Raw genomic sequence first — 26,758 nt, forward strand, 5'->3', positions numbered from 1 at the left:
GCAGCGTTACGCTGCGGCCCCTCCCTCATGTGTCCCTAGGAGATGGCGGCGATGATCCGCGGGCGCAACTCAGCCGCGGTGATCACCTCGTCCACCGAGCCGACCGTGACCGCCCGCTGGATGCTGTGCACCCGGTCGAACTCGGCGGCCACCTCGCCCTGCTTCTCGGTACGCACCGAGCCGCGCAGCTCCTCGAGTTCGGCGGCGAGCACGCTGCGCTCGGCGCCGGACGCGGTAGCCACCCGGGCCTGCAGGTCCTTGATCCGCGGGTCGGCCGCGGTCCGGGCGGTGACCTCGCCGGTGAAGACGACCGCCGCCGCCGGGGCGCCGCCGAGCACCGAGGCGAACGAGCCCTCGACCGCCAGGACGGTCATGTTCGGGTTGAGCCGCTTCGAGAACACCACGAACGCGCCGCCGTGGTACCGGGAGATCACGCAGAACACGATCGGGCCCTGGAAGTTCACGATGGCCCGGCCGATCTCCGCGCCGTACTCCAGCTGCAGCTTGCGCATCGACTCCGGCGAGCCGTCGAAGCCGGACAGGTTCGCCAGCACGACCAGCGGACGGTTGCCGCTTGCCGTGTTGATCGCGCGGGCCGCCTTCTTCGACGAGCTGGGGAACAGCGTGCCGGCGGTGTAGGTGTCCGGGCCGTCGGTGGGCGGGAAGCCCCGGCGCTGCACCGACCGCGACTCGATGCCGAGAAGGCAGACGGGCATGCCCCCGAGGTGGACGTCCTGCACGACGGAGGTCTCCGCGTCGGCCATGCCGGCCCAGCGTTCCAGCACCGGGTGGTCCTGGTCGGAGACGGCGCGCATCACGGTACGGATGTCGAACGCCTTCTTGCGGTCCGGGTTCGCCGTCGACGAGAAGATCTCGCCGACGGTGGTGAAGTCGCTGCCTTCGGCGGCGTGCGGGAACGACGAGACGTCCCGGTCGGCCGGGTCGCTGGTCGGCACCCGGCGGGGTCGGGTCTCGCCGGCCGCCACGTAGGTGTGGTCGTAGTGCGACATCAGCACGTCGACCGCGGCCGCCAGGTCGGGCGCCCAGTACTGCGCCTGACCGTTGGGGCCCATCACCCGGTCGTAGCCGCCGATGCCGAAGTTGTCCTCGGCCGACACGCCGCCGGAGAAGTCCAGGGCCTGCTTGCCGGTGAGCACCATCGCCGAGTCCGGCGTCATCACCAGGATGCCCTTGGTGTGCATGAGCATGGTGGCTTCGGCGTTCCAGTACGGCTGGGCGCCGACGTTGATGCCCGACACCACGATGTTGATCTCACCGCCGGCCTGGGTGAACTCGACGATGCGCCGCAGCGCCTCGGCCACCCAGTCCATGTTCTCGGTGCCCGAGTCCATCGAGATCTTCGCGCCCGAGGAGAGGGAGAACCACTCCAGGGGTACGCCCATCGTCTCGGCGAGGTCGAGGGCGGCGATGACCCGGCGGCACTCCGGTTCGGCGAGCGCGCCCAGCGACTTGGTCGGGTCGCCGAGCAGCACGACCCGGGTGACGCCTTCCGGGTGGCGGGCGGTCGGGGTGCTGACCACGCCGGCGACCAGGCCGGACCTGTTGTGGCCGCGGGGCCGGTCGACCGGGACGAGCTTGTTGTCCTCGTCCAGGTCGTGCTCGGCGAACAGACCGAGGACCCCGGTCAGCTCGTACGGGTACACCGTGTTGCGGCTGGCCGCGCGCAGCACCTTGAGGCGGTAGTCGTCGAGCGGCTCGACCGGTTCGTCGGACAGCTCGCCGAAGGTGACCTCGGCCCGGCCGGTGACGCCCTGCGAGATGCGGATCGCGGTCTTGACCAGTTCGCCGGTGGCCGCGTCGCGCCGCCGCCCGATGAACTGGATCTCCTCGAGGCCGGCGCCGGTGGCGGTCGGCAGCACCCGGTCGGCGAGGGTCTGCACCTCGGCGGCGGTGAACTCGATGACCGGCCACACGTACAGCACGATCCGGTTGGTCCGGAACCGCCGCTTCGACGGGGTCTGCGCCTGCACCCGGCGGAACGAGTCGAGGCAGGTCGCGATGACGTCCTCGGTGGTCGGCAGGGCGACCAGCCGGCCGTCCTGGTCACGCAGTTCGGTCAGGTCGCGGACCTGGCCGAACGCGACGAGGCGCTCGTCGGCCGGGTTCTCCCGGGCGACGCAGCGGAACAGGTAGATCTCCTCGTCCGCGGCGGGCAGGCGGGTGAGGTCGAACCGGCGCAGTCGTTCCAGCTGCATGCGCTGGGCGATGTGCGGGTGCAGGCCGCGGATCAGGCGTTCCTCGGCCATCCCGGCGGTCTCCGGCCGGAACGTGAAGTGGTGGTGCATGACCGCGCCGTTGCGGCCGGCGACCGTGGTGGTGATCCGCTGGACCTGTGCCGGGACCGGGTTCGCGTTGATCACGTCGAGCAGCGCGGCGGCCATCGTGTCCGAGTCGTCGGACTGGGTCTCCCAGGCCAGGTAGAGGTCGGCGTCGAGGGACTCCTCACCGCCGGCCAGTTCGGCCAGGCCGCGCAGGGCGGTGCCGAGCGCGTCGAAGCGGACGGCGGCCGACACCACCCGGGAACCGGCCCGGTCGGCGACGACGAACGTGCAGCCGTCGACGTCGCGGGCGGCGATCGAGGTCAGGCCCTTGTTGCCGTAGTAGCGGCGGTTGAGGACCTCGAGCATGACCGTGTTGTCGCGGTCGGCCCGGACCAGGCGCTGGCCGAGCAGCCGGACCAGCGGCTCGGTGCTGCGGACCATTTCGGCGATGCGCTCGGCGCGGTCCGGGGCGGCCGGGTTCTCGTCGAGCAGCCGCAGGTGGCGGCGGACCCCGGCGTACACGTTGGCGCGTTCGCGGCGCAGCAGCGGCTGGGCGAACCAGGCGAACACCACACCGCGGGCGAGGTCGGCGACCGCCGGGAAGCGGACCTGGGTGGCGGCCATCAGCCGTTCCAGGGCCAGGCCGACGGACTCGCGCAGCGCCTCCTCCGGCGGCGGCTCCTGCAGCCAGGAGCGCAGCAGGGTGGTGACCACCGTGACGTCGGCGGAGGCCCGCTGCAGGGCCAGGAAGATCCGGAACACCGCGGATTCGAGGTCGGCGGTGCGTTCCAGCTCGGTCACGCCGTAGTGGCGCAGCGCCCGGGTGAGCCGGGCCTGGAAGGAGGCCGGCAGGGCGGCCCGTTCCACGTCGAGGCTCTGCAGGTACGTGTGGAAGAACTCCCGGGCGCTGTGCACGTGCCCGGAGTGGTCCTCGCCGGCCGGCCGGTTGCGGCTGATCTCGGCCAGGTCGGCGAAGACGCCGAACAGTTCCAGCTCCTCGCTGAGCGGGCGCCGGTGCTCCTCGATGGCGACGCGGCGGGCGGACAGGTAGTCGGCCAGCACCCGGCGCTCGTCGAGCGGGTCGACGTCGAAGCCGAGCAGCAGGCTGCGCAGGTCCTGCTGGCCGCGCCGCAGACGCTGGGCGGCGGCCGCACCGGCCGGGGCCGGCAGGTCCAGTTCGACGTGTTCGGTGGCGGCGGCGGCCTCGTCCTGCGCGCCGTCGGTGATCGGTTCCAGGCGCAGCAGCGGCGCGCCGGTCTCGACCTGGCTGCCGACCGTGACGACGAGCTCCTTGAGGCGGGCCTTGAACGGTGCGCGGAGCACGTTCTCCATCTTCATGGCCTCGAGGACCAGGACCGGCGCGCCGGCCTCGACCTCGGCGCCGACGGCGAGCGGGGTGGCGACGACCAGGGCGGGCATCGGCGAGCGCAGCACGCCGCCCTCGTCGCGGCTGACCCGGTGGGTGACGCCGTCGACCTCGACCAGGTGGATCGGGCCGTGGGTGCCGACCTTCAGGCGGTGGCGGGAGCCGTTGACGGCGATCTGCCAGGTGTGCGCGTCGTGCCGGTCCAGTTCGACGTCGGCGGTCCGCACGTCGGCGCCGGCTTCGATGCCGACCCGGAACCGGTGTGCGCCGACCCGGGCGACCCGCACCCGGTAGGCGGCGCCGCGCAGTTTCAGGTCGAGGGCCTGCCCGCTCTTGTGCTGCACCTGGGGGCGGCCGCCGAACGCCGTCGACAGCAGGCGCTGGCGTTCGACGTTCTCCTGCTCCTCGTACGCCTCGATGGCGGCGGCGGCGAGCGCGACCGCGGAGTGCCGGTGCGAGACGAGGCGGCCCTCGCCGCGGACCCGGTCGATCCAGCCGGTGTCGGCGCTGCCGTCGATCACCTCGGGCTGGTCGAGCAGGTCGAGGACGAAGCTCTTGTTGGTGGAGCCGCCCTCGATGATGACGGTGGTCTCGCCCATCGCCTTGCGGAGACGGGCCAGGGCCTCGGCACGGTTCCGGCCGTACGCGATGATCTTCGCAATCATCGAGTCGAAGTCGGCGGGGATGCTGTCGCCCTCGCTGACGCCGGTGTCCACCCGGATGCCGGGGCCGGCCGGGAAGTCGAGCCGGACGATGCGTCCCGGGGACGGGGCGAAGTCGCGGTCCGGGTCCTCGGCGTTGAGCCGGGCCTCGACGGCGTGGCCGCGTTCGGCCGGCGGGCGGCCTTCGAGCCTGCCGCCGGAGGCCACGAAGATCTGGCCCTTGACCAGGTCGAACCCGGTGGTCGACTCGGTGATCGGGTGTTCCACCTGGAGGCGGGTGTTGACCTCGAGGAAGGCGAGCACGTCGTCGCCGGGGTGGTACAGGAACTCGACGGTGGCCGCGCCGCGGTAGCCGACCCGGATCGCCAGGCGTTCGGCGGACTCCTTGAGTTCGGCCGCGCGTTGCGGGCTGAGGACCGGCGACGCCGACTCCTCGATCACCTTCTGGTTGCGGCGCTGGATCGAGCAGTCGCGCACACCGAGCGCCCACGCACCGCCCTGACCGTCGGCGATCACCTGGACCTCGACGTGGCGGGCGCCGGTGACCAGGCGTTCCAGGAAGACGATGCCGCTGCCGAAGGCGCGGGCGGCTTCCTGGCTGGTCCGCTCGTAGGCGTCGTCGAGCTCGGCCTCGCTGCGGATCACCCGGATGCCGCGGCCGCCGCCACCGGCGGTGGCCTTGAGCATCAGCGGGTAGCCGATCCGGCCGGCCGCCTCGCGGGCCGCCTCCAGGCTCTCGACCGGTCCGCGGCTCCACGGCGCGACCGGGACACCGACCTCCTCGGCGATCAGCTTCGCGCCGATCTTGTCACCGAGCTGGCGCATCGCGTCCGCGCTCGGGCCGATGAAGGTGACGCCGACACGCTCGCACAGTTCGGCGAAGGCCGGGTCCTCGGCGACGAAGCCCCAACCCACCCACGCGGCGTCGGCCTTCGTCTCGACCAGGGCGCGTTCGAGCACCTTGAGATCGAGGTACGGCCGTGCGGACGCGGGTCCGAGGTCGTAGGTGACGTCGGCCTCGCGCACGAACGTGGCGTTGCGGTCGACGTCGGTGTACAGGGCGACGGTCTCGATCGGCGTCCCGGTCTCCGCGGCCAGTTCCCTGGCAGCATGGATGAGACGCCTTGCCGCCTCACCCCGGTTGACGATCACGATACGACTGAACACCGGATCGAGCCCTTCCTCTCCACAACACGAGTGGTCCACCACGAAATCGGTTTGACTCCGGCGCGACCGGACAAGACTGTAGTGGATCTCGACTGCAGTACGTGTTCAGGCCGCGCCGGTGCGGGTTCCCCACCATTGTCACCGTAATGCGTGACAGGGTCGACTCCGCAGGTCAACGGCCATGGGGCGACGGTCACCCCATGGCCGTATTTCCTCAACTGTTATTTTGGCAAAACAGAACTCGTCAGTAAGTTGACAATCAGTAGTTCACCTCGGGCAAAAAGCGAGGAATGAGAACTTCTCACAGGCCGAACGCCAGCAACACGTTGCCGTGCTCGCTGGGATAGAACGGCCAGTAACCGGACTGGACATAGACCATCCCGCCGGAGACGACCGCCCCGCCGCTGCCGGAGAGCGCGCTGCCGAACCCGGTCAGGCCGTTCACCCCGGCGAATTCCCGCAGCGTGTCGTACTGCCACAGCACCGCGCCGGTCGTCGCCGAGTACGCCCGGAACTTGCCGTCGTTGCTGCCCTCGAACACCACCCCCGGGCTGCTGGTCACCGCCGGAGCGTGCGCGAGGGCGCAGACGTCCGGGAACGCGGCCGCCCCACCGGTCGTGCAGCCGTCCGCCGGGTTCGGCGTCTGCCACAGCACCTGCCCGTCGGCCGGGTTCACCGCGAACACCGTGCCCGGATCGGCGAAGTAACTCGCCAGGTAGAGCCGCTTGCCGTCGTAACTGCCACCCCACTGCAGGCCGGAGATCCCGCCGCTGGGCAGCGGCACCCCGAGCTGCCGGCGCCACACCACGTCACCGGTGCGGGCGTCGAACGTGTGGTAGACCCCGCTCTTCTGCCCGACGCCGACCAGCTTACGGCCGCCGACGGTGAACAGGTTCGGTGTCGCGCCGATGTCGTAGTCGAGGTTCGTGCCGTCCTCGAGCCCCGGGCAGTACCCCTCGGCGTCCGGCTCGTTGCACAGGCTGCGCCAGGTGTCGGCGTCGGTGACCTGTTCCTTCCAGCGGACCGCGCCGGTCCGGGCGTCCAAGGCCAGCAGCGAGTCGAAGTCGCCCGCGCTGCCGGTGTAGTTCTGGCCGGTCCCGACGTACAGCGTGTTCGTCTTCGGGTCGATCACCGGTGAGCTCCACACGCCGGCGCCGGACGGTTCCCAGCGGGCCGCGCCGGACGGCCAGGTGCCGACCTGCACCGGTTCGGGCACGGTCCAGAACCGCCAGACCTGCGCACCGGTCTCCGCGTCGAGGGCGTCGATGTGCCCCCGGAAGGTGCAGCAGGGGTAGTCCGCTCCCCCGGTGTTCTCCCCGCTGGACGCCCCGATGTAGATCTTGCCGTCGTGGTACAGCGGCGAACTGGTGTGCATCCCGGCCGGGTGGGTCTCGGTGTCCCGCGACCACTTGAGCGCGCCGGTGCGCTGGTCGAGCGCGTAGACGAACCCGGAGCTGTCGCCGAAGAACACCTTGCCCTTCGCGACGGCCGGCCCGTCCTGGGTCACGCCACCGCTGGGCAGCGCGAAACTCCACCGGGTGGCGCCGGTTCTGGCGTCCACCGCGTAGAACCTGGCGTCCGGGCCGCCGAAGTACACCACCCCGCCAACGACGGCCGGCTGGCTCTTGGCCGGCGCCCCGGTCTTCGGGTAGGCGAACGCCCACTTGAGCTTGAGTTTGCCGACGTTGCCCGCGGTGATCTTCTGCTCTGCCGCGGCGTGCCTGGTGCCGTAGGTGTCGCCCTGCCAGGTGGGCCAGTCTGCGTTCGGGCGCCCGGAGGCGGGCGCCGGCCCGGTCGTCGCTGCCAGCAGAGCCAGCAGCACTCCGATGAACATGGTGAGACGGAACGGGTTGTTGATCATGTCACTCCCCGTGTCGCAGTCGACTTGCGGCCCACTCTAGAGGAGCGCTCCCATCAATCTCTCCGACCTTGATCCGCAGGTGGCGGAGCTGCGTATCACCACTCGTCACCCTGAGTTCAAGGAGGTTCGCATGACCGCCGGCCGGTTCATGTCTTCTTTTCGTCGTCTGTCGAGCGCCGCACTGGTCGGTGCCGCTGTTCTCCTGTTGACCCCGGACCAGGCGATGGCCGACGTCCCGGTCCCGCCGGAGGACCTGCTGCTCAACCGCAACGGCGTCGCCGTGTCGGAGGCCGACGTCGACTTCGTCATCCGGGTCCGGCTGGCCGGGCTGTGGGAGATCCCGGCCGGCGAGATGGCGCAGGACCTGTCGGACAGCACGCGGATCAAGCAGATCGGCCAGAGCATCGCCGACCAGCACGCCGAACTCGACCAGCTGGCCAAGGACGCCGCGGCCAAGCTGGACATCGACCTGCCGGACGAGCCCAACGCCGACCAGAAGGGCTGGCTCGCCGAGATGGAGGCGGCCCAGGGCACCGAATTCGACGCCATCTACATCGACCGGCTCCGCGCCGCCCATGGCAAGATCTTCCCGGCCATCGCAACGATCCGGGCGGGCACCCGCAACGACACCATCCGCAAACTGGCGCAGCAGGCGAACCAGTTCGTCATGACCCACATGACGCTCCTGGAGAGCAGCAACATCGTCGACTTCAAGGCCCTGCCCACCGCACCCGCCCCGGCCGCGGCCACCAGCGCGGCGCCCGACCCGGTGCTGGCCGCCGCGGGCGCCGGGAACGACGGCGACCTCGGGTTCGACACCGTGAACATGCCGGTGCTGCTGGCCGCGCTCGCCGCCGGGCTGGCCGTCGGCGCCGTCGCGACCCACCAGATCGTCAACAACCGCCGTCCCGGATACCGCAACCGCCGGGCCCGCTACAGCCGATGAATCGTAGGGTGGCGCGGTGACCTCCTGGGACGCGCCACCCGCCTCGCCCGCGCCCGCCGCCTGGACGCCGGATCTCGACGCTCTCGGCGACCGGCGGGACGGGCTGCACGTCACCGGCTGGCTGCGATCGGTGCTGCCGCCCCGGCGCGGTGGCATCGACACCGCCGTCCGGCCGCTCGCCGGTCTCGACGACGCCTGGGCCGGTCTGCGTTTCTCGATCTGGGCGCAGGACCACGCGATCCGGGAGGCCTCGTCCGTTCGGTCCCGGGTGTGGGGTCTGCTGACCTCCCCGGAGGCGAGCGACCGTCGTCTCGGCGAGCGGCTGCTGGCCGTCGAGCCGCGGATCGGCACGGCCGCCGAGGACGTCGCGCTGGTCCGGGCGGTCCGTGAGAAGTTTCAATACGTGCACCAGGGCGTCGACGAGTGGCTCGCCGACTTCCTGGTCGCCGCGCACGGCCTGCCCGAGGCGTGCCGCCGCGTCCTCGACGGTTTCCACGTGGACCTGCCCTACCTCGGCACCGGGGTCTTCGGCCGCCTGCGGGAACTCCTGGTCATCGCCGACGACACGACCTACACCCGAACCCTGCAGACCCTTCTCGGGGTACGCGACGAGAGAGCCGCCGTCCTCGACGGCAACACCCGGGCCGACCTGTTCTGGGCGGTCAGTCACCTGATCCCGGTCGGCCCGCGGTCCGGCCCCGACGAGCAGCAGGCCCACGCCGAGGCCCTGCGGCACGTCGGCGAGTTCGGCAACTCCCCGGTGCACGCCTGCGGTCTGGCCTCCGGCGACCTCGACACGCTGTCCCGGTTCCTGAAGGCCAACCCGCGGGTCCGGCACGAGTTCTTCGGCACCTCCGGAGGTCGGCTCCACCTGGCCGGCGTCCTCGACGTGGCGGGCGCGGCGGCCGGACCGGTCCTGGCCCGGATGCGGCCGTCCTACCCGTTCGAGGATCACCCGCACTACAACGGGGTGTGGTGCTCACTGCTCGCGCACGTCGACGACGACACGGCCCGGGAGGTGCTGGAGGCGGAACGGTCCGCGGGCCACCCGTGGGCCACGGGCTTCACGGCTGCGGACGAGCAGGCTCCGCCCGTACCCCAGGGGGTGCCGTCCGGTTTTGAATCCTTTGATCGTCAGACCGTGCCGTTGCTGGACGTGTCCGTGCCGCCGGAGATCCGGTTCCGGGACGCGGAACGGGAGACGGCCGAGCGGGCCGGGGTCTACGAGGACGCCGAACGCTGGGACGGTGTGCCGATCTCGCGGTGTGACGAGGCGCAGGTCACGGCGTGGCTGGAACATCGGGAACACTGGCGGATCCCGGCGACGCTCCCGGCGCTGGCCCTCGCGCCGCGCTGGACGCACGAACGGCTGATGGCGCTCGGATTCGACATCCAGCAGTACTGGATCCGGTCGCTGATCCCGTTGCTGCTGCTCCGGCACGGGGTGAGTCACGTGGCGCCGCTGGCGGCCGCGTTCGAGGTGCAGGTCGACGCGGCCCTGGAAGCGGCACAACCGGTCGGGCACGTGTCGCTGACCGCGCCGGTCGCCCGGGCGTTCGCCGGCAAGAAGCACCGCCGGCTGGCCCGGTCGTGGCTGCTGCGGCACCCCGCCCACGCGGCGGCCGGGGCGATCGCGATGGGCACCGGCGACCCGGCGGCCGCGCGGGTGCTGCGCTACCTCGACACCCAGGGCCACCGGTCGTTGCTCCTCGACCGGGACCCCGGCCTGGCCGCCTTCCTCGACGAGGACCCGCTCGACGCGCCCGGCGCCGACCTTCCCAAGATCCCGGCCTATCTCACTGCCTCTGACTTTCTGGTACGCCTGGCGTCGTGCGACGCCGACTACGTGCACCCGGCCGTCCTCGCGGCCCGGACGAACGGCGACCCGGTGGCGCTGGCCGCCCTCGCCGACACGCTGTTCGAGAAGTGGCTCGCCGCCGGGACGCCGCCCGCCGACAGCTGGTGCATGCAGGCGGTCGGCCTGATCGGCGACGACGCCGGCGCCCGCAAGCTGGCGTCCTACGCCCGGCAGTGGGCGGGCACCAACGCCGCCGCCCGGGCGCAGGCCGCCCTGGACGCGCTGCGGCACCGGGGCACCGACGCGGCGCTGATCGAGCTCAGTCTGCTGGCCGAACGGTCCCGGTTCCCGGTGTTCAAGAGCCGCGCCCGCGAACACATCGAGGCCATCGCCGAACGACAGGGGCTGACCGCTGACGAACTGGCGGACCGGCTCGTACCGTCGCTGGGCCTGTCCGGTTCCGACACCCTCGATGCGGGCGGCGTCACCTGGCGGATCGGGTTCGACCATCAGCTGCTGCCGGTGCTGCACGGTCCCGGCAAGCCCCCGCGGAGCGTGCCGGGACTGGCCGCGCTGCGGAAGGAGGCGCGGGCGTCGGCGTCCCTGCACATCACGCGGCTGGAACGGGCGATGTGCACGGAACGCCGGATCCCGGCCGCCGTGTTCCAGGACCGGTTCGCCCGGCACCCGTGGATGACGCACCTGGCGCAGCGGCTGGTCTGGGGTGTCCTCGTCGACGACACGCTGGTGTCCACGGTCCGGGTCGCCGAGGACGGTTCCCTGGCGACCGTCGACGACGATGCCTTCACCCTGCCTCCGGCCGCGTCGCTGGTCGTCGCGCATCCGGTGCGACAGTCTCTCGACGAGTGGGGACCGGTGTTCGCCGACTACGAGTTGTTGCCGCCGTTCCCGCAGGTCGACAGACCGACATACACCGATTTTTCGGCTTTTGACCGCTACATCGGCCTCTCGACGACTTATGGGGCTCTTCGTGGTTTGGAGCGGCACGGCTGGATCCGCTGGTACGACGCCTCGGTGCAGATGGCGAAGCCGCTGCCCGGCGGCGGCCACGCGATCCTGCGCACCGACCCCGGCTGGCACGCCTCCGACACCGTGGACTCCGCTCCCCCACAGACCGTCGTCGGCCTCTCCTACGATTCCGCACCCCCGGTGGCCTTCTCCGAAATGATCCACGACCTGCGCACCCTCAGCTGACCAGGGCGCTCACCTGGTCACGGATCGCCACGTCGAGATCGGTAGCGGTAAGGTCGAACGTCTTCATGGTCTCGGTGGCGTCCATGACGAGCGGGGCATACCACTGGTAGTCCATCTCGGCGATCTCGCGGGCCATCGGCACGACCGTCCCAGCCAGGCGCATCGCGAAGCGGGGCAGCGGGATCAGCCTGATCGGCGGCTTCCCCGCTGCGGCGGCGTAGCGGGCGGCCAGTTCGCGGAGGGTTACCGGCGGCGGGGACGGCACGTGCCAGGCGCGCCCCCAGGCGCGGCCGTCGGCGGCCAGGGCGACCAGGGTGCTCGCCACGTCCCGGTTGTAGGTGAAGGTGTGCGGCATGTCCAGGTGGCCGGGCACCCAGGCGGCGCCGCCCCTCTTCAGGGCCGGTTCGAGGATCATCGCGTAGTAGCCGTAGGCGTCCCTGCCGATGAAGTCGGAGCTGCGCGCCTCGAAGGTACGGATGCCCGCCGCCAGGGACCGTTCCCAGTTCTCCTTGCGGAGCAGGCCTTTGCGCCCGGTGGCGGACAGCGGGGTGTGCTCGGTCAGCGTGCCGGGCTGCGGCCCGTACGCATAGGTGCTCCCGGTGTTGGCGAGGACCGCGTCGTTGGCCTGGGCTGCGGCGATGGCCGCGGTTTGCAGCGGCGGCAGGAGACGGTGCCAGGTGGTGTACGACGCCGGGTTCGCACAGTGGTAGATCACCTTCGCGCCCCGGGACAGCGTGGTCAGGCGCTCCGCGTCGGCGGCGTCGGCGGCGACCCGCTCGATCAGCGGATGGTCCGGCCCGGCGCCCCCGCGGGTGACGATCCGGACGGTCTCGCCGCGGTCGGCGAGGAGGAGCGCGACGTTCGAGCCGATCGATCCGGCACCGAGGACGACGTGGTCAGGCATGATCCGCATTCCGTTTCTAACGTTGTTAGATCTTCTAACGCCGTTAAGCTAGACATGCACCGACAGCACTGTCAAGGAGGGTCACTACTGTCTGAGTCCATGCCCACCAGCACACGACGTGCCCGCGAACGGGCCGGCATCCGCGACCGGATCTTCACGGCCGCGCTGCAGGTCCTGGAGGAGGAGGGCGCCGCCGCGCTGACGGTCCGGCGCATCGCGACCGAGGTGGAGTACACCGCGCCGGTCGTCTACCAGCACTTCGCCGGCAAGGACGGCCTGATGCTGGAACTGGTCACGCACGGCTACACGCTGCTGCTGACCGAGGCCCGCGCCATCGCCACGGCGGAGACCGATCCCGATCAGCGGCTGCTGCGCGTCGCCGCGGGCTACGTGCGCTTCGCCGGCGACCACCCGCACCTGTACGAGGCGATGAACGGCACCGCCGTCGGCGCGGCCGGCCGCCTGGAGGCCGCCCAGCCGACGATCGACCTGCTGGCCGAGCTGCTGGCCGCCTGGTCGGCGGTGCACGGCGTGAAACCGCCGGGCGACAACGCCTCGTGCGAGATCCTGTGGGGCACACTGCACGGGATGGCGACACTGGGCCGGCTGGAGGCCGTCGGCACCGAGCGGGCCCAGCACCTCGCCGAGCAGGCCGTCGACGCCATCCTCCTCGGCTGGCGGCACCGCCCCGGTCTGCCTGCGTGTTGACTTCGGGCGTCCAGCCCGCCCGTAATCACCACACCCCCACGGGTGTGTTGACTTTCGGCGCCCACCGCGCCCGTAATCACCACACCCCCACGGGTGTGTTGACTTTCGGCGCCCACCGCGCCCGAAATCACCACACCCCCACGGGTGTGTTGACTTTCGGCGCCCACCGCGCCCGAAATCACCACACGCGCGGGCTTCGCACTCTGAACACGAAACGTGTTCAGCCGACGGCTGCCCGGTGCAGGCGGGCGTAGGCACCGTCGGCCCGGCCGACCAGGTCGGCGTGGGTGCCCTGCTCGCGGATCCGGCCACGCTCCAGGACGACGATGTGGTCAGCCGTCGCGACCTGGGTGAACCGGTGCGCCACGATGATCGCGGTCCGCCCGCGGATCGCCGCCCGGACCGCGGCGTCCAGGCTGCCGCCGGCGCCGCCGTGCGCGGTGGCCTCGTCGAGCACCACCACCACCGGCGGGTCGGCGAGCAGCACCCGGGCCAGGGCGATCTGCTGGATCCGGGCGTCGTCCACGAGCGGCCCGAGTGCGGTGTCCAGCCCGTCCGTGCCGGCGCCGACCGCGTCCAGGGCCGCCACCAGCGCCCCGTCGGTGGCGTCCGGGTCGGCGAGCCGCAGGTTGCCGGCCAGGGTTTCGGTGAACACGCCACGACGTGGCCCTGCTGGAGTGTCACAAGGCGGTCGGCTGATCCCAGCCTCCGCCCCGGAGACGCTCATACCGTCGGATCGAAGCCGTACTCGTGTAACGACCGCACGCCTCCTAGGCTCGGCACGTGCGCGATGCAGCAGAAGACCCGGATCTGATCAGTGAGAGCTTCCGGCTCAAGGTCACGATGCCGTTCCTGCTGATCTCACTGCCCGTCAGCATCGGGGCCGTCGGCACCCTCGTCACGCTCTGGCCCGGCGAGGGCTGGGCGTGGCGATCGGTGTCCGTGGCGATGGCCCTGCTGGCGAGCTCCGGCACCGTGCTGGGCGTGACGATGGTCATGGACAAGCGCCTGAGTACCCTGCCGTGGCGGCGCATGCTCGCGGTTTCGGTGGTGCCGGCTTTGACCTTTGGCCTGGCGGTAGCCCGCGACCAGATGCTGTAGTCGGGAACCACAGCCTGAGTGACGATAGTGCGGTCCTGACGGGACTTGAACCCGCGACCTCCGCCTTGACAGGGCGGCGAGCACTCCAACTGCTCCACAGGACCTCGATGTGAAGGCGGCGCTTGTTGCTCGCTGCCTTCGTTGTAAAACTTACCAAAGCCCTCCGGCGCCCCTCGAGGGGACCCTACCGGCGCCATCCGCGGCGGCGCCTCCTGCTCGGGAGGTGCCCGGCGGGACGGCTCGGTTCGTTCCAGCCCAGATATCGCAGCCCGCCAGGTGCTGCAACAGCACGGCGTCGACGACGGCACCCGGCTCTCTTACAGGAACGAGGCCATTCCCCTTCAGGAGGCGTAGGGGAATCTCATACAAAACGCCGCACCGGCTGACGACTGGGCAGAGCCGTCAGCACGGGCGGCGACATGACAAGAATAGCCCGCAAGGCACCCGCCACAGGAGTCCCCGACAGGCGGTTCACTCTTCAGCCGGAGTCCTCGAAGGTAGCCGTCCTACCGTTCGGCGAGTGCGGCCAGCTAGCTGAGAAGATCAAAGAGGAACCCAAGAGATCGTGGTGAACCATGCCGAAGAGGCCTTTGAGCTGCTCGTCAACCAGCGAACACGACGCTTGCCGGGAACTCCCCCCGCTCACGCCGGAGGCCCTTGATATTCGATGCGATGGCGCCCAGTATCCAGCCAAAGCGCCTGCCATCAGGACTGATCCCCCATGACTCCTTGTCGATGGTTAACACCCGATCGAAGTCTTCACCGAAGACAGCTCATACCGCATGGTCCCGCAGACCAAAGCACGTGGCATCCGGCAGGATCCGAACTCGCAGCCGAGGAATCATGAGTCCCCTGATCAGGGGGCGTAGCCGCGCAGCGTGAAGGCGATCGTCTCGCGCAAGGCGTCCTCGGCCTTCGCGTCCGGCAAACCTCCGTGCGAGGTCAGGTCGGCCAGGCCCTGTAGGACCGCGGCCAGCGGCACCGCCAGCTCCAGCGCCGGCCCAGCACGCACCTCGCCCCGCCGCTGGCCGTCTTCGATCACGCCCAGGGCCAGGCCCATCAGCCGGTGCGTCGCGGCGATCAGCTCGGGCGGGGCGGACGGGTCGTGTTTGCGGGAGAACATCAGCTCGTGCAGGGCCACGTTCTCCGTCACGAAGGTGACGTAGGAGCGGATCAGCGCGTTCAACCGGTCCGCGAACGAGCCTCCGGTCAGGGCCGGGCCCAGCACGGCGGTCAGCCTGTCGTAGCCCTCCATCGCCAACGCGTCCAGCAATGCCTGTTTTGTCCGGAAGTGCCGACTCGGGGCGGCGGGGCTCACCCCCACCTCGCGGGCCAGTTCGCGCAGTGACAGCTCGCCCGGGCCCCGCGTGCGCAGCGCGTCCTCGGCCGCAGCCAGCAGGGCCGCGCGCAGGTCTCCGTGGTGGTAAGCCATGCGAGCCACCCTATCAAAATGTTGGCGTTGCATACATTGTTATCGCCGCCTACATTAGGGGCATGACGACGAAGAACCCGTCCCCGGCCAACATCGCCGCGCAGATCGGTGCGAAGGCGAGCGGCTCACGGCGTACCCGGATCCAAGCCTCTCCGCAGTTCGACGGTGGCAAGTTCCGCAACAGTGTGCCGACCAGCAACTCGCTGTCGCTCAGTGCGATTCCGCGGGTCGCCGCCGGGGCGCTGTTCGGCGGCGAGGCACGGCGGCCGAAGCATGACATCCCGGTGGTGCGAAGTAGCGGCGGCGACGCGGACGGCCTGCACATCACCTGGTACGGGCACTCCAGCGCGCTGATCGAGATCGAGGGCAGCCGCGTGTTGCTCGACCCGCTGTGGAGCGACCGCTGCTCGCCGTCGCAGCTGGCCGGGCCGAAGCGGCTGCACGCGGCGCCGGTCGCGCTGCACGAGCTGCCGCCGGTCGACGCCGTGGTGATCTCGCACGACCACTACGACCACCTGGACATGGCGACGATCCAGCAGCTCGCCGCGAACACCGAGCACCCGGTGACGTTCGCGGTGCCGCTCGGAGTGGGCGCGCACCTGGAGCGCTGGGGTGTGCCGGCCGACCGGATCGCCGAACTCGACTGGAACGAGAGCGTCAGGGTCGCCGGCGTCGAGTTGATCGCCACGCCGGCCCGGCACTTCTCCGGGCGCGGGCTCAGCCGCGACGACACCCTCTGGGCCAGCTGGGTGATCAACGGCCCGTCCCGGAAGGTCTTCTACTCGGGTGACACCGGCTACTTCCCCGGGTTCGCGGAGATCGGCGCGCAGCACGGGCCGTTCGACGCGACGCTGGTGCAGATCGGCGCGTACAGCCACGACTGGCCGGACATCCACATGTTCCCCGAGGACGGTGTCGCCGTGCACCGTGACGTTCAGGGCGGACTGATGATCCCCGTGCACTGGGCCACCTTCGAACTGGCCGCCCACCGCTGGGCCGAGCCCGTCGAACGCGTCTGGCAGGAGTCGAAGGCTCATGGCGTACGCCTCGCGGTCCCGCGTCCGGGCGAGCGCATCGACGTGGACAGCCCGCCGGAGTTCGACGCCTGGTGGGAGCAGATCGCTTAAGAGGTCATCCCCCGGCCCGATTCCGGGGTCTGCTCGATCATCTTCCTGAACCACGGCTGGAGAGGACCGTGGCCAGGGGCCAGAGCGACTGCGCGCCGGCGGCCACCCGTTCGGCCAGGCCTACATGGTCGCCGGTGGTGAGGGTGACGGCGAACCAGCCGATCAGGCCGAGCAGGACCAGGGCGGCGGCGGACGACACCGCCGGGCGCAGCGCCGCCGGGCCGGGGCCGCGACGCCAGGCCAGCGCCGGCCACACGGCCAGGGCGACGAACGCGGCGGTGGCCACCGTCATGTGGGCGGTCGTGGAAGCGTCCGGTGCGAGCGGGAAGGCCGCCACCAGCATCGTCGCCACCCCGCCGAGTCCGAGGACGATCCGGCCCGCCGGCGCCGCCCGAGACAGTCCGAGCGCGGTCACCACGTGGGCGATGCCGACGCCGACGAGGGCCGCGGTCATCAGCCACCGGTCGGTGGCGTCCAGGGCGGCCAGCGCGCTGATCGTGTCGACCGTGCTGTCGAAGCCGGCCGGTTGCCGCCGGGCGGCGACCTCCCAGCCGCCGATCAGCAGCACCGGCGCCGACGCCGACGACAGGACCGCCCACCACGGCACGGACGATGATGTCATCGCGCCATTCAACCGCTGCCGACCGGGACGCCGATCGGCAGGGCCGGGCAGCCGGCCGGTCAGCCGGTGATGCCGTGGACCGCGGGGACGGTCAGGGTGCGCTTCTTGGCCGTACCCCCGATGATGATCTTTCGCAGTGAGGTGTTGTTCTTCGTGGTCAGCTCGGCCAGGTGGTTCGACGGGTTGGCCTTCACCTGGATGTAGTACGTGCCGTTCTTCAGGTTGGTGATGTCGAACGACTGGCCGGGGCGGTCCTGGCTGTAGGTGTCACCGTTGCCGATGTCGAGGACCTCACGCACCGCGACGACCGTGTTCGCGCCGCAGGACGTGGCCAGCGACGTGTTGTCCGGACGCCACTTCGCACCCTTGATCGTGTAGTCGACGGCATCCGTGTTGGCCAGGCAGAACGCCTCCTTGCCGCTGCGCACGGCGAGTTTCTTGTCCGCGGCCAGCAGGTTGTACTGGGCGAAGTCGGTGAAGTGCCAGTGCATGTGACCCTCACGCGGGTCCCACTGCATGGTCCCGGCCGCCTTCGAACCGACCTGCTTGCCCTTGGCATCGAAGAAGTACTGGTAGGCGTCCATCTTCTCGGTGCCGGTACGCCGGAAACCGTCGACGACGAGCGGGGACGTCCCGGCGTTCCACACGGTGGCGCCGAAGTTCACGTACCACTTGCCGTTGGTCTTCCCGGTCTTCTCGTCCTCGCCCTGGGTGAGCGAGATCCCCCAGGCCGGCAGCGACCGGAGGTCCGGCTTCGGGCCCTGCGGCGTCGCCTTCACGGTGGCGGGACGACTCGCGGCAGCCCGGAACTCGGACAGGTACGACGAGACCTGCCGGCTCGCGTCGCCCTGCTCCGTGTGCAGCCCGTGCTCGTCGTGACCGGCGGCGGCCACCGGCCCGGCGGCCCGCGCGTCCGCGGCCCGCGCCGCCTCGATCCCTCCCTCATCCGTCTTCACGTCGACGACCTTCACCGCGACCGTCGCCGCCGCCTTCGCTGCCGGGATGCCGAACATGCTGCGGTACTTCTTGTTGACGGTGGCGGTCGCGGTGTACGTCCCGGCGGTCAGCTTCGACAGTTGTGTCTCCGACCGCGGCCGGTCGTCGACGGCCGAGTCCCAGCCCGCCTGCACACCCCAGACCGCGCCGAGGCGGAACGGGTTCGGGCTGTACCCGCCGCAGTCGGCCGGGTAGGGGCTGGTCGCCGGCGCGTCCCGCCGGGTCCGGCCGGTCGAGTAGGAGTTGCCGCAGAACGACGTCTGGTACGACGTGACCGTCTTACCGGCCTTGTCCTTGATGGTGATCGTGGTGAAGTCCTTCAGCCCGGTGAAGTCCTTGACCGTCCCGGCCGGCAGCTTGACCTGCGTCTTCCTACCGTTCTTGACGACCGTGCGGGTCGCGGTGATCGGCTTGTCGTACCCGGCACGCCTCGCCCGCACCTCGAAGGCGTCCCGGCCCGCGATCAGGTGCATGCCCAGGTCGAGGGAGACGTACGCCGGCTCGCCCTTGACGGCGTACCGCTCGGCGGTCACGGTCCCGGTCGCCGCCACCATGCTGAGCGGGGCCGGCGTGGTCGCGGCCTGCGCCGGGCCCACCGCGAGTCCGCTCAGCACCAGCGTTCCCAGCGCCACTCCGACGGCCGGCCAGCGGCTTCCCCGGTACTCGATCAAGCGTTCCTCCACTGCTCAGGCCGGTAGGAGCCGGTCACGTGGAGAACATCTCAACCCAGAACCTGAGAAGAAGCTGTAGGTCTTTGGTGCCGCAGCTGTCAGCCGATCGGAGCCCGCCACCAGCCCGGCCGGTCCAGTCGGGGCGTTCGGTCCGGCCGGGCATCATCTGATCCTCCGGGCGGGTCTGCCGGTGTGGCTGAGGACGGATCCGGCGCTGAGGACGCATACCACGTCCGCCGGCCGATCAGCCCCGCGCTCGATGACCTCCGGTGACGCCGTGGGCGGCGTCGGTGAAACGGCGCCGGTACGTGGAGGCGCTCAGGCCGTAGTGGGCGCGGAACCGGCGGGCGAAGTAGTTCTGGTCCGGCCATCCGACGCTCTGCGCGATCTGCGTGATCGGGTCGGTGGTGTGCAGCAGCAGGTGGGCGGCCGCCTCCACCCGGTGCCGGGACAGGTAGGCCACCGGGGGCAGGCCGGTCGTCGCCTTGAAGATGCGCACCAGATAGCCGGGGCTGAGCCGGAGCCGGCCGGCCAGGTCCGCAAGGTTCCAGGAACGGGCCGGGTCGGTCTCCAGCAGGCGGATCGCCTGGGTCACCGCCGGGTGGGTGGCTGACGTGCCGGGCGGCGGGCCGGGCATCGCCCGGGACAGGACGGTCAGGAACAGGATCAGGCGGCCGATCACGTCGCCGTGGTCGGGGCCCCGGCCCAGCGCGTCCAGATGGTTCGCGGCTTCCGCCAGCGCCGGATCGGGTAGCCGGCCGGTGAGGATTCCGCGGCGCTGGGACGCGTAGGGGCCGGTCCACAGCAGGTGGCCGAGCAGCGGTTCCTCGCGGGTCCACGCTAGTTCCCGGTGCAGCAGGTCGGTGGAGAAGCCGCAGTTGTACAGGCGCAGACCGTCGCACGACTCGTAGCCGTGCCACACGCCGGGGCGCAGCAGGATGACATCGCCGGTGGCCAAGGGGCGGCGGCCGGTCATCGAGCGGTGCACGCCGGTGCCGCCGACGATCAGGGCGATCTCCACGAAGCTGTGCGTGTGGTCGGGGTGCCGGTCCTGATGCAGGTAGGGACCGGCGAAGGCCAATGCCCCGTCGGCCAGGAACACCAGGCCCCGGGTGTCCTCCACCGGATAGTCGGTCATGCCCGCCCACGGTAGACGTCCCGATCGTGCTACTCCAGGTGCAGCTTGGCCTATCCGAGCCGGGGCGGCGACACCACGATGGATCTGCGCCCGCAACCGCGTGGTAATCCGGGGGAAACCTCGCGGGCAGGCGCACATCGTCCTGACACGAGGAGCCCCATGCGCCCGTCCGCCCTGCGCCTCGAACACGACAGTCGATCCGTTCTCGGCACCGGCACGCCGCGTCTCTCCTGGATCGTCGAGGAGGCGCCGCCGGGTCATCGCCAGCGGGCCTATGCGATCGCGATCGGCGACGACGAATACCTGGTCGACGGCGCCGAACAGGTTCTGGTGCCGTGGCCCGGGCCGCCGTTGTCGTCCCGCGAGCGGGCGACCGTGCGGGTGCGGGTGCGTGGCGAGGACTGGAGCGAATGGTCGGAACCGGTCACCGCCGAGGTGGGGCTGCTGCATCCGGAGGATTGGACAGCCGTTTTCGTGGCGCCGGAGAACGACGAGGACAACGCGCTTCAGGGCCGGTTCACCATCGACGGCGGTGTGGTCCGCGCCCGGTTGCACATCACCGCCCACGGCCTCTATCGCGCGCACCTCAACGGCATCCGGATCGGCGACCACGAACTCGCTCCCGGATGGACCAGTTATCACCACCGCCTGCGCTATCAGACGCATGACGTCACCGCGCTCCTGCGCAACGGCGACAACAGCCTCGACGTGCTGCTCGGCAACGGCTGGTATCGCGGTCGCCTCGGATTCCAGCAGGGCCGCGCCCTTTACGGCGACAAGCGCGCGCTGCTGGCACAACTCGAACTCACCTTCGACGACGGCACCACCCGATCGGTGGTCACCGATGACAGTTGGCGTTGCGGTCCCAGTCGGATCAGATTCGATGATTTGTACGATGGACAACTCACCGATCTCCGTCGATCGGTCCCGGCGCGTTCACCGGTGAACGTCATCGGTGCCGACCTCGGCAGGCTGGTCGCGGCGGACGGTCCGCCGATGCGCGTCACCGGGGTCCTCCCCGCCGTCGCGGTCAAGGGCACTCTGATCGACTTCGGGCAGAACCTGGTCGGCTGGGTCCGGCTGAAGACCCGCGGCCACCGGTCCGGTCACGAGATCACGGTCCGGCACGCCGAGGTGCTCGAGGACGGCGGGCTGGGGGTGCGCCCGCTGCGGACCGCCGCCGCCACCGACACCTACCTGCTGGCCGGCCCGGACGAGATCACCCTCGAGCCGGTCTTCACCTTCCACGGTTTCCGGTACGCCGAGGTCAGCGGGGTGCCGGACCTGCGCGCCGAGGACGTCGAGGCGGTCGTCGTCGGCTCCGACCTGCGGCGTACCGGATGGTTCGCGTCCAGCCACGACCTGCTGAACCGGTTCCACGAGAACGTCGTGTGGGGCATGCGCGGCAACTTCCTGGACGTGCCGACCGACTGTCCGCAGCGCGACGAGCGGCTGGGCTGGACCGGCGACATCCAGGTGTTCGCGCCGACCGCCACGTTCCTGCACGACAGCGCCGGATTCCTCACCTCGTGGCTCGCCGACCTGGCCGCCGAGCAGCTCCCGGACGGGTCGGTGCCGTTCGTGGTGCCGGACGTGCTGCACGACGACGGACCGGCCGCCGCGGCCTGGGGCGACGCCGCCGCCCTGGTGCCGTGGACGCTCTACCAGCGCACCGGTGACCGGGAGCTGCTGGCCCGTCAGCTGCCGAGCATGCGCGCCTGGGTGGACCGGATCGCCGCGCTCGCCGGCGACGACCACCTGTGGACGGGTGGTTTCCAGTTCGGCGACTGGCTGGATCCGGCCGCGCCGCCGGAGAACCCGTTCCAGGCCCGTACCGACCCGGACGTGGTCGCCACCGGTTATCTGGCGCACTCGGCGCGGACCGTGGCGGCCGCCGCGGACGTGCTCGGCGAGACCGATGTCGCCCAGCGGTACCGGGAGTTGGCGGACCGGGTACGCGACGCGTTCGCCGCCGAGTACGTGACGGACGGTGGCCGGGTGCTCGGGGACACCGCCACGGCGTACGCGATGGCCCTGGAATTCGATCTGCTGCCCGGCGCGCGGCAGCGGGAACGGGCCGGGCAACGGCTCGCGGACCTGGTCCGGGCCTCGGGGTTCCGGATCGCGACCGGGTTTGTGGGCACGCCGCTGATCGCCGACGCGCTCACCACGACCGGTCACGCCGAGGTGGCGCACCGGCTGCTGCTGCAGACCGGCTGCCCGTCCTGGCTGTACCCGGTGACGATGGGTGCGACGACGGTCTGGGAACGCTGGGACAGCATGCTGCCGGACGGCTCGATCAACCCCGGCGAGATGACCTCTTTCAATCACTACGCGCTCGGTGCGGTCGCGGACTGGATGCACCGCCGGGTCGCGGGGCTGGCCCCGGCCGCCCCCGGGTACCGGGAACTCCTGGTCGCGCCGGTGGTCGGCCGCGCGCTCACCGCGGCCCGGGCGAGGCTGCTCACGCCGTACGGGAGAGCGGAGGTCTCCTGGCAGCGGGCCGGCGGCGAGCTGCGCCTGGATCTGCGGGTGCCGGTGGGCAGCGCCGCGACCGTGCGGCTGCCCGGGCAGGGCGACGTCCGGGTCGAGCACGGTGATCACTTCTGGACAGTGCCGGACCCGGTGACCCCGGTCGTGCACGGCACGGTCCGGGACGTCCTCGACGACGAGCCGCTGTGGCGGGCGGTCGTGGACGCCGCTGTCGGGGCCGGCGCGGCCGCGGACGAACCCGCGGCCGCCGCCCGGCTCGGCCGATATCTCGACGCGCCGGCCGCCCGGCTCGTCGATGCCCTGACCGCTTTCGGGTTCGTGCCGAACGCGGCGGAACTGCGCACCCGCCTCCAGGTTCTCTTGACCGAGGAGCACTGATGAGAAGATTCCTGACCGCCTCCGTCGTCCTCTGCCTCGCGCTGACCGGCTGCAGCGCCGGCAGTCTCGGATCCAGCGAGGACGACGGTGACGGTGTCACGCTGACATTCCTGGTCGACAACTCCGACACCAACCGGAAGCTGGGCGAGGGCCTGGCCACCGCATTCACTGCCGCCAATCCCGGCATCACCGTGAAGGTGGAGATCCGGCCGCAGGGCACCGAGGGCGACAACCTCATCAAGACCCGGCTGGCGACCGGCGACATGACCGACGTCTTCCAATACAACTCGGGGTCGCTGATGCAGGCCCTGGCCCCGGCGAAGAACCTGGTCGCGGTCGGCGACCAGCCGTGGGCCGCGCAGCTCGACCAGAACTTCACCACCTCGGTCACCGCCGACGGCAAGGTGTACGCCGCGCCGTTCGGCAACTACAACGCCGGGGCGATCCTCTACAACCGGGCCGTCTACGCGAGACTCGGGCTGACGGTGCCGGTCACCTGGGCCGAGTTCGAGGCGAACAACGCCGCCCTGAAATCGGCCGGGATCGCGCCGGTCGTCCAGTCGTACGGCGAGACCTGGACGTCGCAGCTGTTCATCCTCGGCGATTTCCACAACGTGTCCGCCGCCGATCCGCGGTTCGCCGAGAAGTACACCGCCAATCAGGTGAAGTACGCGTCCACCCCGGCCGCGGTCGCCGGATTCCAGCACCTGCAGCGGGTGCACGACGCCGGCTGGACGAACGAGGACTTCGCGTCCGCGAAACTGGACGACGCGATCGCCCTGCTCGCCGAGGGAAAGGGCGCGCACTATCCGATCCTGTCCGGCATCATCAGCCAGCTGGCCGGCACCTTCCCGGACAAGGTCGACGACATCGGCCTGTTCGCCGTTCCGGGCGCCGACGCCGCGAAGAACGGCCTGACGGTGTGGGCGCCGGCCGGCGTCTATCTCCCGGCGAGCACCACCGATGCGAAGCGGGAGGCGGCGCTGAAGTTCCTCGCCTTCGTCGCCAGTCCGGCCGGCTGTGACGCGCAGACCGCGGCCGCCGCGCCGCAGGGACCGTTCGCCCTCACCGGGTGCACGCTTCCGGATTCGGTGCCGCAGGCGGTGAAGGACATGCAGACCTATCTCTCCACGCCCGGCAGATCCAGTCTGGCCCTGGAATTCCTGTCCCCGGTGAAGGGCCCGGCCCTCGAACAGATCTGCGTCGAGGTGGGTTCCGGCATCCGTGACGCGAAATCCGGTGCGGAACTCTACGACGAGGACGTGAAGAAGCAGGCGCAGCAGCTCGGGCTCACCGGATGGTGAGGCGGTCCGTCTATCCGTACTGGTTCCTGCTGCCGGCCGCGGTCGTCTACGGCGTGCTGTTCCTGGCGCCCACGTTCGCGTCGTTCTGGTTCAGCCTGACCCGGTGGACGCTGTTCGAGTCGCATTTCGTGGGCCTGGACAATTTCGTCACGTTCTTCCGGGAGCCGGCGCTGGTCAAGGGGTTCGTCAACACGCTGATCTACGGGGTGGTGACCTCCGGCGCGAAGGTGGTGCTCGGGCTGCTGCTCGCGGTCGTGCTCACCTCCCGGATCGTCGCCCGCGGATATCTGCGGTCGGTGGTGTTCTTCCCGGTGCTGGTCAGCACGATCGGCGTCGGCCTGACGTTCACCGTGCTGATGAACCCGGAACGCGGCCTGATCAACCAGGTGCTGGGGGCCGCCGGTGTCGACGGCCCCGGCTGGCTCACCGATCCGTCGTGGGCGCTGCTGTCGGTGGCGGCGGTCGACGTGTGGAAGGGCGTCGGCCTGGCCACCCTGATCTACATCGCCGGGATCGTGTCGATCCCGCAGGAGTACTTCGAGGCGGCCCGGGTGGACGGGGCCGGCGCTTGGGCGAACTTCCGGCACCTGATCCTGCCGCTGGCCCGGCCGGCCACCGTCACGGTGATCATCCTGTCGCTGATCGGTGGTCTGCGGTCGTTCGACCTGATCTGGGCGATGACGCGGGGCGGTCCGGGCTTCACGTCGGATGTCATCGCCTCGGTGATCTACAAGCAGTACCAGGCCGGGTTCTACGGGTTGTCGACGGCGGGCAACGTGGTGCTGTTCGTGGTGGTCACCGCGATCGTGCTACCCCTGTCCCGCTTCCTCAACCGGAAGGAGGTCGAAGCATGAAAAAGTCTGCTTTCTCCGGAATTATCGCCATAATGGCGTCCTCGGTGATCTTCCTCGTGCCGTTCGCCTTCATCCTCCTCACCGCGTCCAAGGATCAGCGGCAGGCAGCACGGCTCGACTTCTCCTGGCCGACCGAGTTCCACTTCGTCGACAACCTGATCGCCGTCCTCAAGGCCGACGACTATCTGCTGATCATCGCGTACATCAACAGCATCATCCTGACCGTCGGCAGCGTCTCGATCATGGTGGTGCTGGCCGCGATGGTGGCGTTCGTCCTGCAGCGCCGGGCCGGCCGCTGGAACGGATTGATCAATTTTCTGGTGCTCAGCGGGCTGATCATCCCGCCGGCCGTCGTCCCGACCATCTGGGTGCTCGACGGCCTCGGCCTGTTCCGCACCATGGCCGGGCTGATCGCCGTCGAGGTCGCGTTCGGACTGTCGTTCTGCGTGCTGCTGTTCCGCGCGTTCGTCGCGACGGTCCCCCGCGAACTGGACGAGGCGGCGATCCTGGACGGCGCCGGCCCCGCCCGGCTGTTCTTCCGGGTGATCCTCCCGCTGCTGCGACCGGTAGTGATCACCGCGGTCGTCGTCCAGTCCGTCACCGTCTTCAACGACTTCGTGAACCCGCTCTACTTCCTGCCCGGCTCGGACAACGCGACGGTGCAGCTGACCGTCTACAACTTCGCCGGACAGTTCGGCACGCAGTACCACCTACTCTTCATGGACATCCTGCTGGTCACGATCCCGCCGCTGATCATGTTCCTGTTCTTCAACGGGCGGATCGTCGCCGGGATGACCGCCGGCGCGATCAAGGGCTGACCGTCGCCAGCATCGTGGCGGTGGCCTCCCACAGACGCCGCTCCCGGTCCCGGTCCTGGGCGACCGGCTGCACCTCGGTCAGCCGGTCCTTCAGCACGAACGCGCCGCCCCGCAGATGCGCCCACCGCGCGTCCAGGGCCGTCGCCGCGAGCAGCGGACCGGACCGTTCCGGCGTCGACACCCCCGGGATCCGCCCCAGCGCCCGGCCGATCGCCTGCGCCGCCGCGGGCGCACCCCGGCCCAGCGCGGTACCCGGCATCCAGCCAGGCTCGAACACCGACACCCGAATCCGGTCACCGGCACGGCGCTGCAGCTCATGGGCGTAGTACAGGATCGCCAGCTTGGCGGTGGAGTAGGCGGTCATCGGCGAGCGCCCCGCCGCGGGCCGGGCCAGTTCGACCGGGTCGGCCCACTGCGCCGGGGCCACGCCGAGCAGCTTGCGCCAGACGTTCGCGTGGTAGGTGTTCGACCCCAGCAGCACCACGCGCCCCTCCGGCGCGAAGGAGTCCAGCAGGTCGCCGATCAGCTGCGCGTGTGCCAGGTAGTTGACGGCGAAGGTCGGTTCGAATCCGTCGCCGGTCGCCTGGCCGCTCTCCGCCGCGATGACACCGGCATTGGCGATCAGGGCCTTCATCGGGGGTACGCGACCAGAGTCCACCAGTGATCGCACCACGCCGGCGGCCGCCCGCACGTCGGCAAGGCTCGCCAGGTCGCAGCCGATCTCGTGCACCGTGGCGCCGAGCGCCCGCGCCTGCGCCGCCACCGCCGCCAGATCAGGCCCGGCACGCCCGACCAGCAGAAGGGTGGGCCGGTCGGCGCGCGGCCGGCGGGCCATCGCCAGGACGGTGTGCCGCCCGAGGTTCCGGGTCGGGCCGGTGATCAGAACAGTTCCGGGTTCGTTCATGGGACCCAGCG

18 protein-coding genes and 1 tRNA gene are annotated in these 26,758 nt (G+C 70.6%); 9 read left to right on the plus strand and 10 right to left on the minus strand.

Features of this window, described 5'->3' with window-relative positions:
* Positions 1-35 precede the first annotated feature (35 nt).
* Together WH85_RS15995 and WH85_RS16000 are read right to left on the minus strand one after the other, a co-directional pair.
* A complete protein-coding gene (locus WH85_RS15995) occupies positions 36-5,477 on the minus strand; it encodes an ATP-binding protein (RefSeq protein WP_045742660.1) in 5,442 nt (1,813 codons plus the stop codon).
* A 301-nt stretch (positions 5,478-5,778) separates the two neighbouring features.
* On the minus strand, positions 5,779-7,338 hold the full coding sequence (locus WH85_RS16000) for an outer membrane protein assembly factor BamB family protein (RefSeq protein WP_045742661.1): 1,560 nt from the start codon (positions 7,336-7,338) through the stop codon (positions 5,779-5,781).
* Between the two features lie 130 nt (positions 7,339-7,468).
* Here WH85_RS16000 and WH85_RS16005 point away from each other — a divergent pair, with 130 nt between their 5' ends.
* Together WH85_RS16005 and WH85_RS47015 are read left to right on the plus strand one after the other, a co-directional pair.
* Positions 7,469-8,284, plus strand: a complete 816-nt coding sequence (locus WH85_RS16005) for a DUF4142 domain-containing protein (RefSeq protein WP_245673952.1) — start codon at positions 7,469-7,471, stop codon at positions 8,282-8,284.
* Positions 8,285-8,300: 16 nt separating this feature from the next.
* On the plus strand, positions 8,301-11,297 hold the full coding sequence (locus WH85_RS47015; protein WP_052720480.1) for a DUF4132 domain-containing protein: 2,997 nt from the start codon (positions 8,301-8,303) through the stop codon (positions 11,295-11,297).
* On the opposite strand, the gene WH85_RS16015 is transcribed toward WH85_RS47015, so the two are convergent.
* Positions 11,290-12,201 (minus strand): NAD-dependent epimerase/dehydratase family protein, encoded by a 912-nt coding sequence (locus WH85_RS16015; RefSeq protein ID WP_045742750.1) that lies wholly within the window; start codon positions 12,199-12,201, stop codon positions 11,290-11,292. The genes WH85_RS47015 and WH85_RS16015 overlap by 8 nt on opposite strands.
* Positions 12,202-12,300: 99 nt before the next feature.
* Between WH85_RS16015 and WH85_RS16020 the strand changes: the two genes are divergently transcribed.
* Entirely contained in the window at positions 12,301-12,909 is a 609-nt protein-coding gene (locus WH85_RS16020; protein ID WP_045742662.1) for a TetR/AcrR family transcriptional regulator, read from the plus strand.
* Positions 12,910-13,129: 220 nt separating this feature from the next.
* Here the strand turns inward: WH85_RS16020 and WH85_RS16025 are convergent, their stop codons facing one another.
* Positions 13,130-13,564 (minus strand): ABC transporter ATP-binding protein, encoded by a 435-nt coding sequence (locus tag WH85_RS16025; RefSeq protein WP_045742663.1) that lies wholly within the window; start codon positions 13,562-13,564, stop codon positions 13,130-13,132.
* A gap of 128 nt (positions 13,565-13,692) precedes the next feature.
* Here WH85_RS16025 and WH85_RS16030 point away from each other — a divergent pair, with 128 nt between their 5' ends.
* Entirely contained in the window at positions 13,693-14,010 is a 318-nt protein-coding gene (locus tag WH85_RS16030; RefSeq protein WP_045742664.1) for a hypothetical protein, read from the plus strand.
* A 30-nt stretch (positions 14,011-14,040) separates the two neighbouring features.
* Here the strand turns inward: WH85_RS16030 and WH85_RS16035 are convergent.
* Together WH85_RS16035 and WH85_RS16040 are read right to left on the minus strand one after the other, a co-directional pair.
* Positions 14,041-14,114 (minus strand) — tRNA-Asp (locus WH85_RS16035).
* A gap of 752 nt (positions 14,115-14,866) precedes the next feature.
* Positions 14,867-15,442 carry a TetR/AcrR family transcriptional regulator gene (locus tag WH85_RS16040; RefSeq protein WP_045742665.1) on the minus strand — a complete coding sequence of 192 codons (576 nt, stop codon included), beginning with the start codon at positions 15,440-15,442 and terminating at the stop codon, positions 14,867-14,869.
* Positions 15,443-15,504: 62 nt separating this feature from the next.
* On the opposite strand from WH85_RS16040, the gene WH85_RS16045 reads away from it, so the two are divergent.
* A complete protein-coding gene (locus WH85_RS16045) occupies positions 15,505-16,569 on the plus strand; it encodes an MBL fold metallo-hydrolase (RefSeq protein WP_045742666.1) in 1,065 nt (354 codons plus the stop codon).
* A gap of 37 nt (positions 16,570-16,606) precedes the next feature.
* On the opposite strand, the gene WH85_RS16050 is transcribed toward WH85_RS16045, so the two are convergent.
* The 3 genes from WH85_RS16050 to WH85_RS16060 all read right to left on the minus strand — a co-directional run bounded on the left by WH85_RS16050 (position 16,607) and on the right by WH85_RS16060 (position 19,996).
* A complete protein-coding gene (locus tag WH85_RS16050) occupies positions 16,607-17,191 on the minus strand; it encodes a DUF998 domain-containing protein (RefSeq protein ID WP_045742667.1) in 585 nt (194 codons plus the stop codon).
* A gap of 59 nt (positions 17,192-17,250) precedes the next feature.
* A complete protein-coding gene (locus WH85_RS16055) occupies positions 17,251-18,858 on the minus strand; it encodes a lysyl oxidase family protein (protein WP_045742751.1) in 1,608 nt (535 codons plus the stop codon).
* A gap of 244 nt (positions 18,859-19,102) precedes the next feature.
* The gene (locus WH85_RS16060) at positions 19,103-19,996 is read right to left on the minus strand and encodes an AraC family transcriptional regulator (protein WP_045742668.1); all 894 of its coding nucleotides are present in this window, start codon (positions 19,994-19,996) and stop codon (positions 19,103-19,105) included.
* Between the two features lie 159 nt (positions 19,997-20,155).
* Here WH85_RS16060 and WH85_RS16065 point away from each other — a divergent pair, with 159 nt between their 5' ends.
* Genes WH85_RS16065 through WH85_RS16080 form a run of 4 tightly spaced genes read left to right on the plus strand, consistent with a single transcriptional unit; the run spans position 20,156 to position 25,843 of the window.
* Positions 20,156-22,867 carry an alpha-L-rhamnosidase gene (locus WH85_RS16065; protein ID WP_045742669.1) on the plus strand — a complete coding sequence of 904 codons (2,712 nt, stop codon included), beginning with the start codon at positions 20,156-20,158 and terminating at the stop codon, positions 22,865-22,867.
* On the plus strand, positions 22,867-24,171 hold the full coding sequence (locus WH85_RS16070; protein WP_045742670.1) for an ABC transporter substrate-binding protein: 1,305 nt from the start codon (positions 22,867-22,869) through the stop codon (positions 24,169-24,171). Before WH85_RS16065 ends, WH85_RS16070 begins: the two co-directional genes overlap by 1 nt.
* Positions 24,165-25,025 carry a carbohydrate ABC transporter permease gene (locus WH85_RS16075; RefSeq protein ID WP_083449027.1) on the plus strand — a complete coding sequence of 287 codons (861 nt, stop codon included), beginning with the start codon at positions 24,165-24,167 and terminating at the stop codon, positions 25,023-25,025. Before WH85_RS16070 ends, WH85_RS16075 begins: the two co-directional genes overlap by 7 nt.
* Positions 25,022-25,843, plus strand: coding sequence for a carbohydrate ABC transporter permease (locus WH85_RS16080; protein ID WP_045742672.1), 822 nt, complete (start codon positions 25,022-25,024; stop codon positions 25,841-25,843). The genes WH85_RS16075 and WH85_RS16080 overlap by 4 nt, the downstream gene beginning before the upstream one ends.
* Here WH85_RS16080 and WH85_RS16085 read toward each other — a convergent pair.
* A complete protein-coding gene (locus WH85_RS16085; protein ID WP_045742752.1) occupies positions 25,833-26,747 on the minus strand; it encodes an SDR family NAD(P)-dependent oxidoreductase in 915 nt (304 codons plus the stop codon). The two genes, WH85_RS16080 and WH85_RS16085, sit on opposite strands and share 11 nt — an antisense overlap.
* Between the last annotated feature and the right edge of the window lie 11 nt (positions 26,748-26,758).

The sequence above is a fragment of the Actinoplanes rectilineatus genome (assembly GCF_000962825.1).
GTDB classification, from domain to species: Bacteria; Actinomycetota; Actinomycetes; order Mycobacteriales; family Micromonosporaceae; genus Actinoplanes; species Actinoplanes rectilineatus.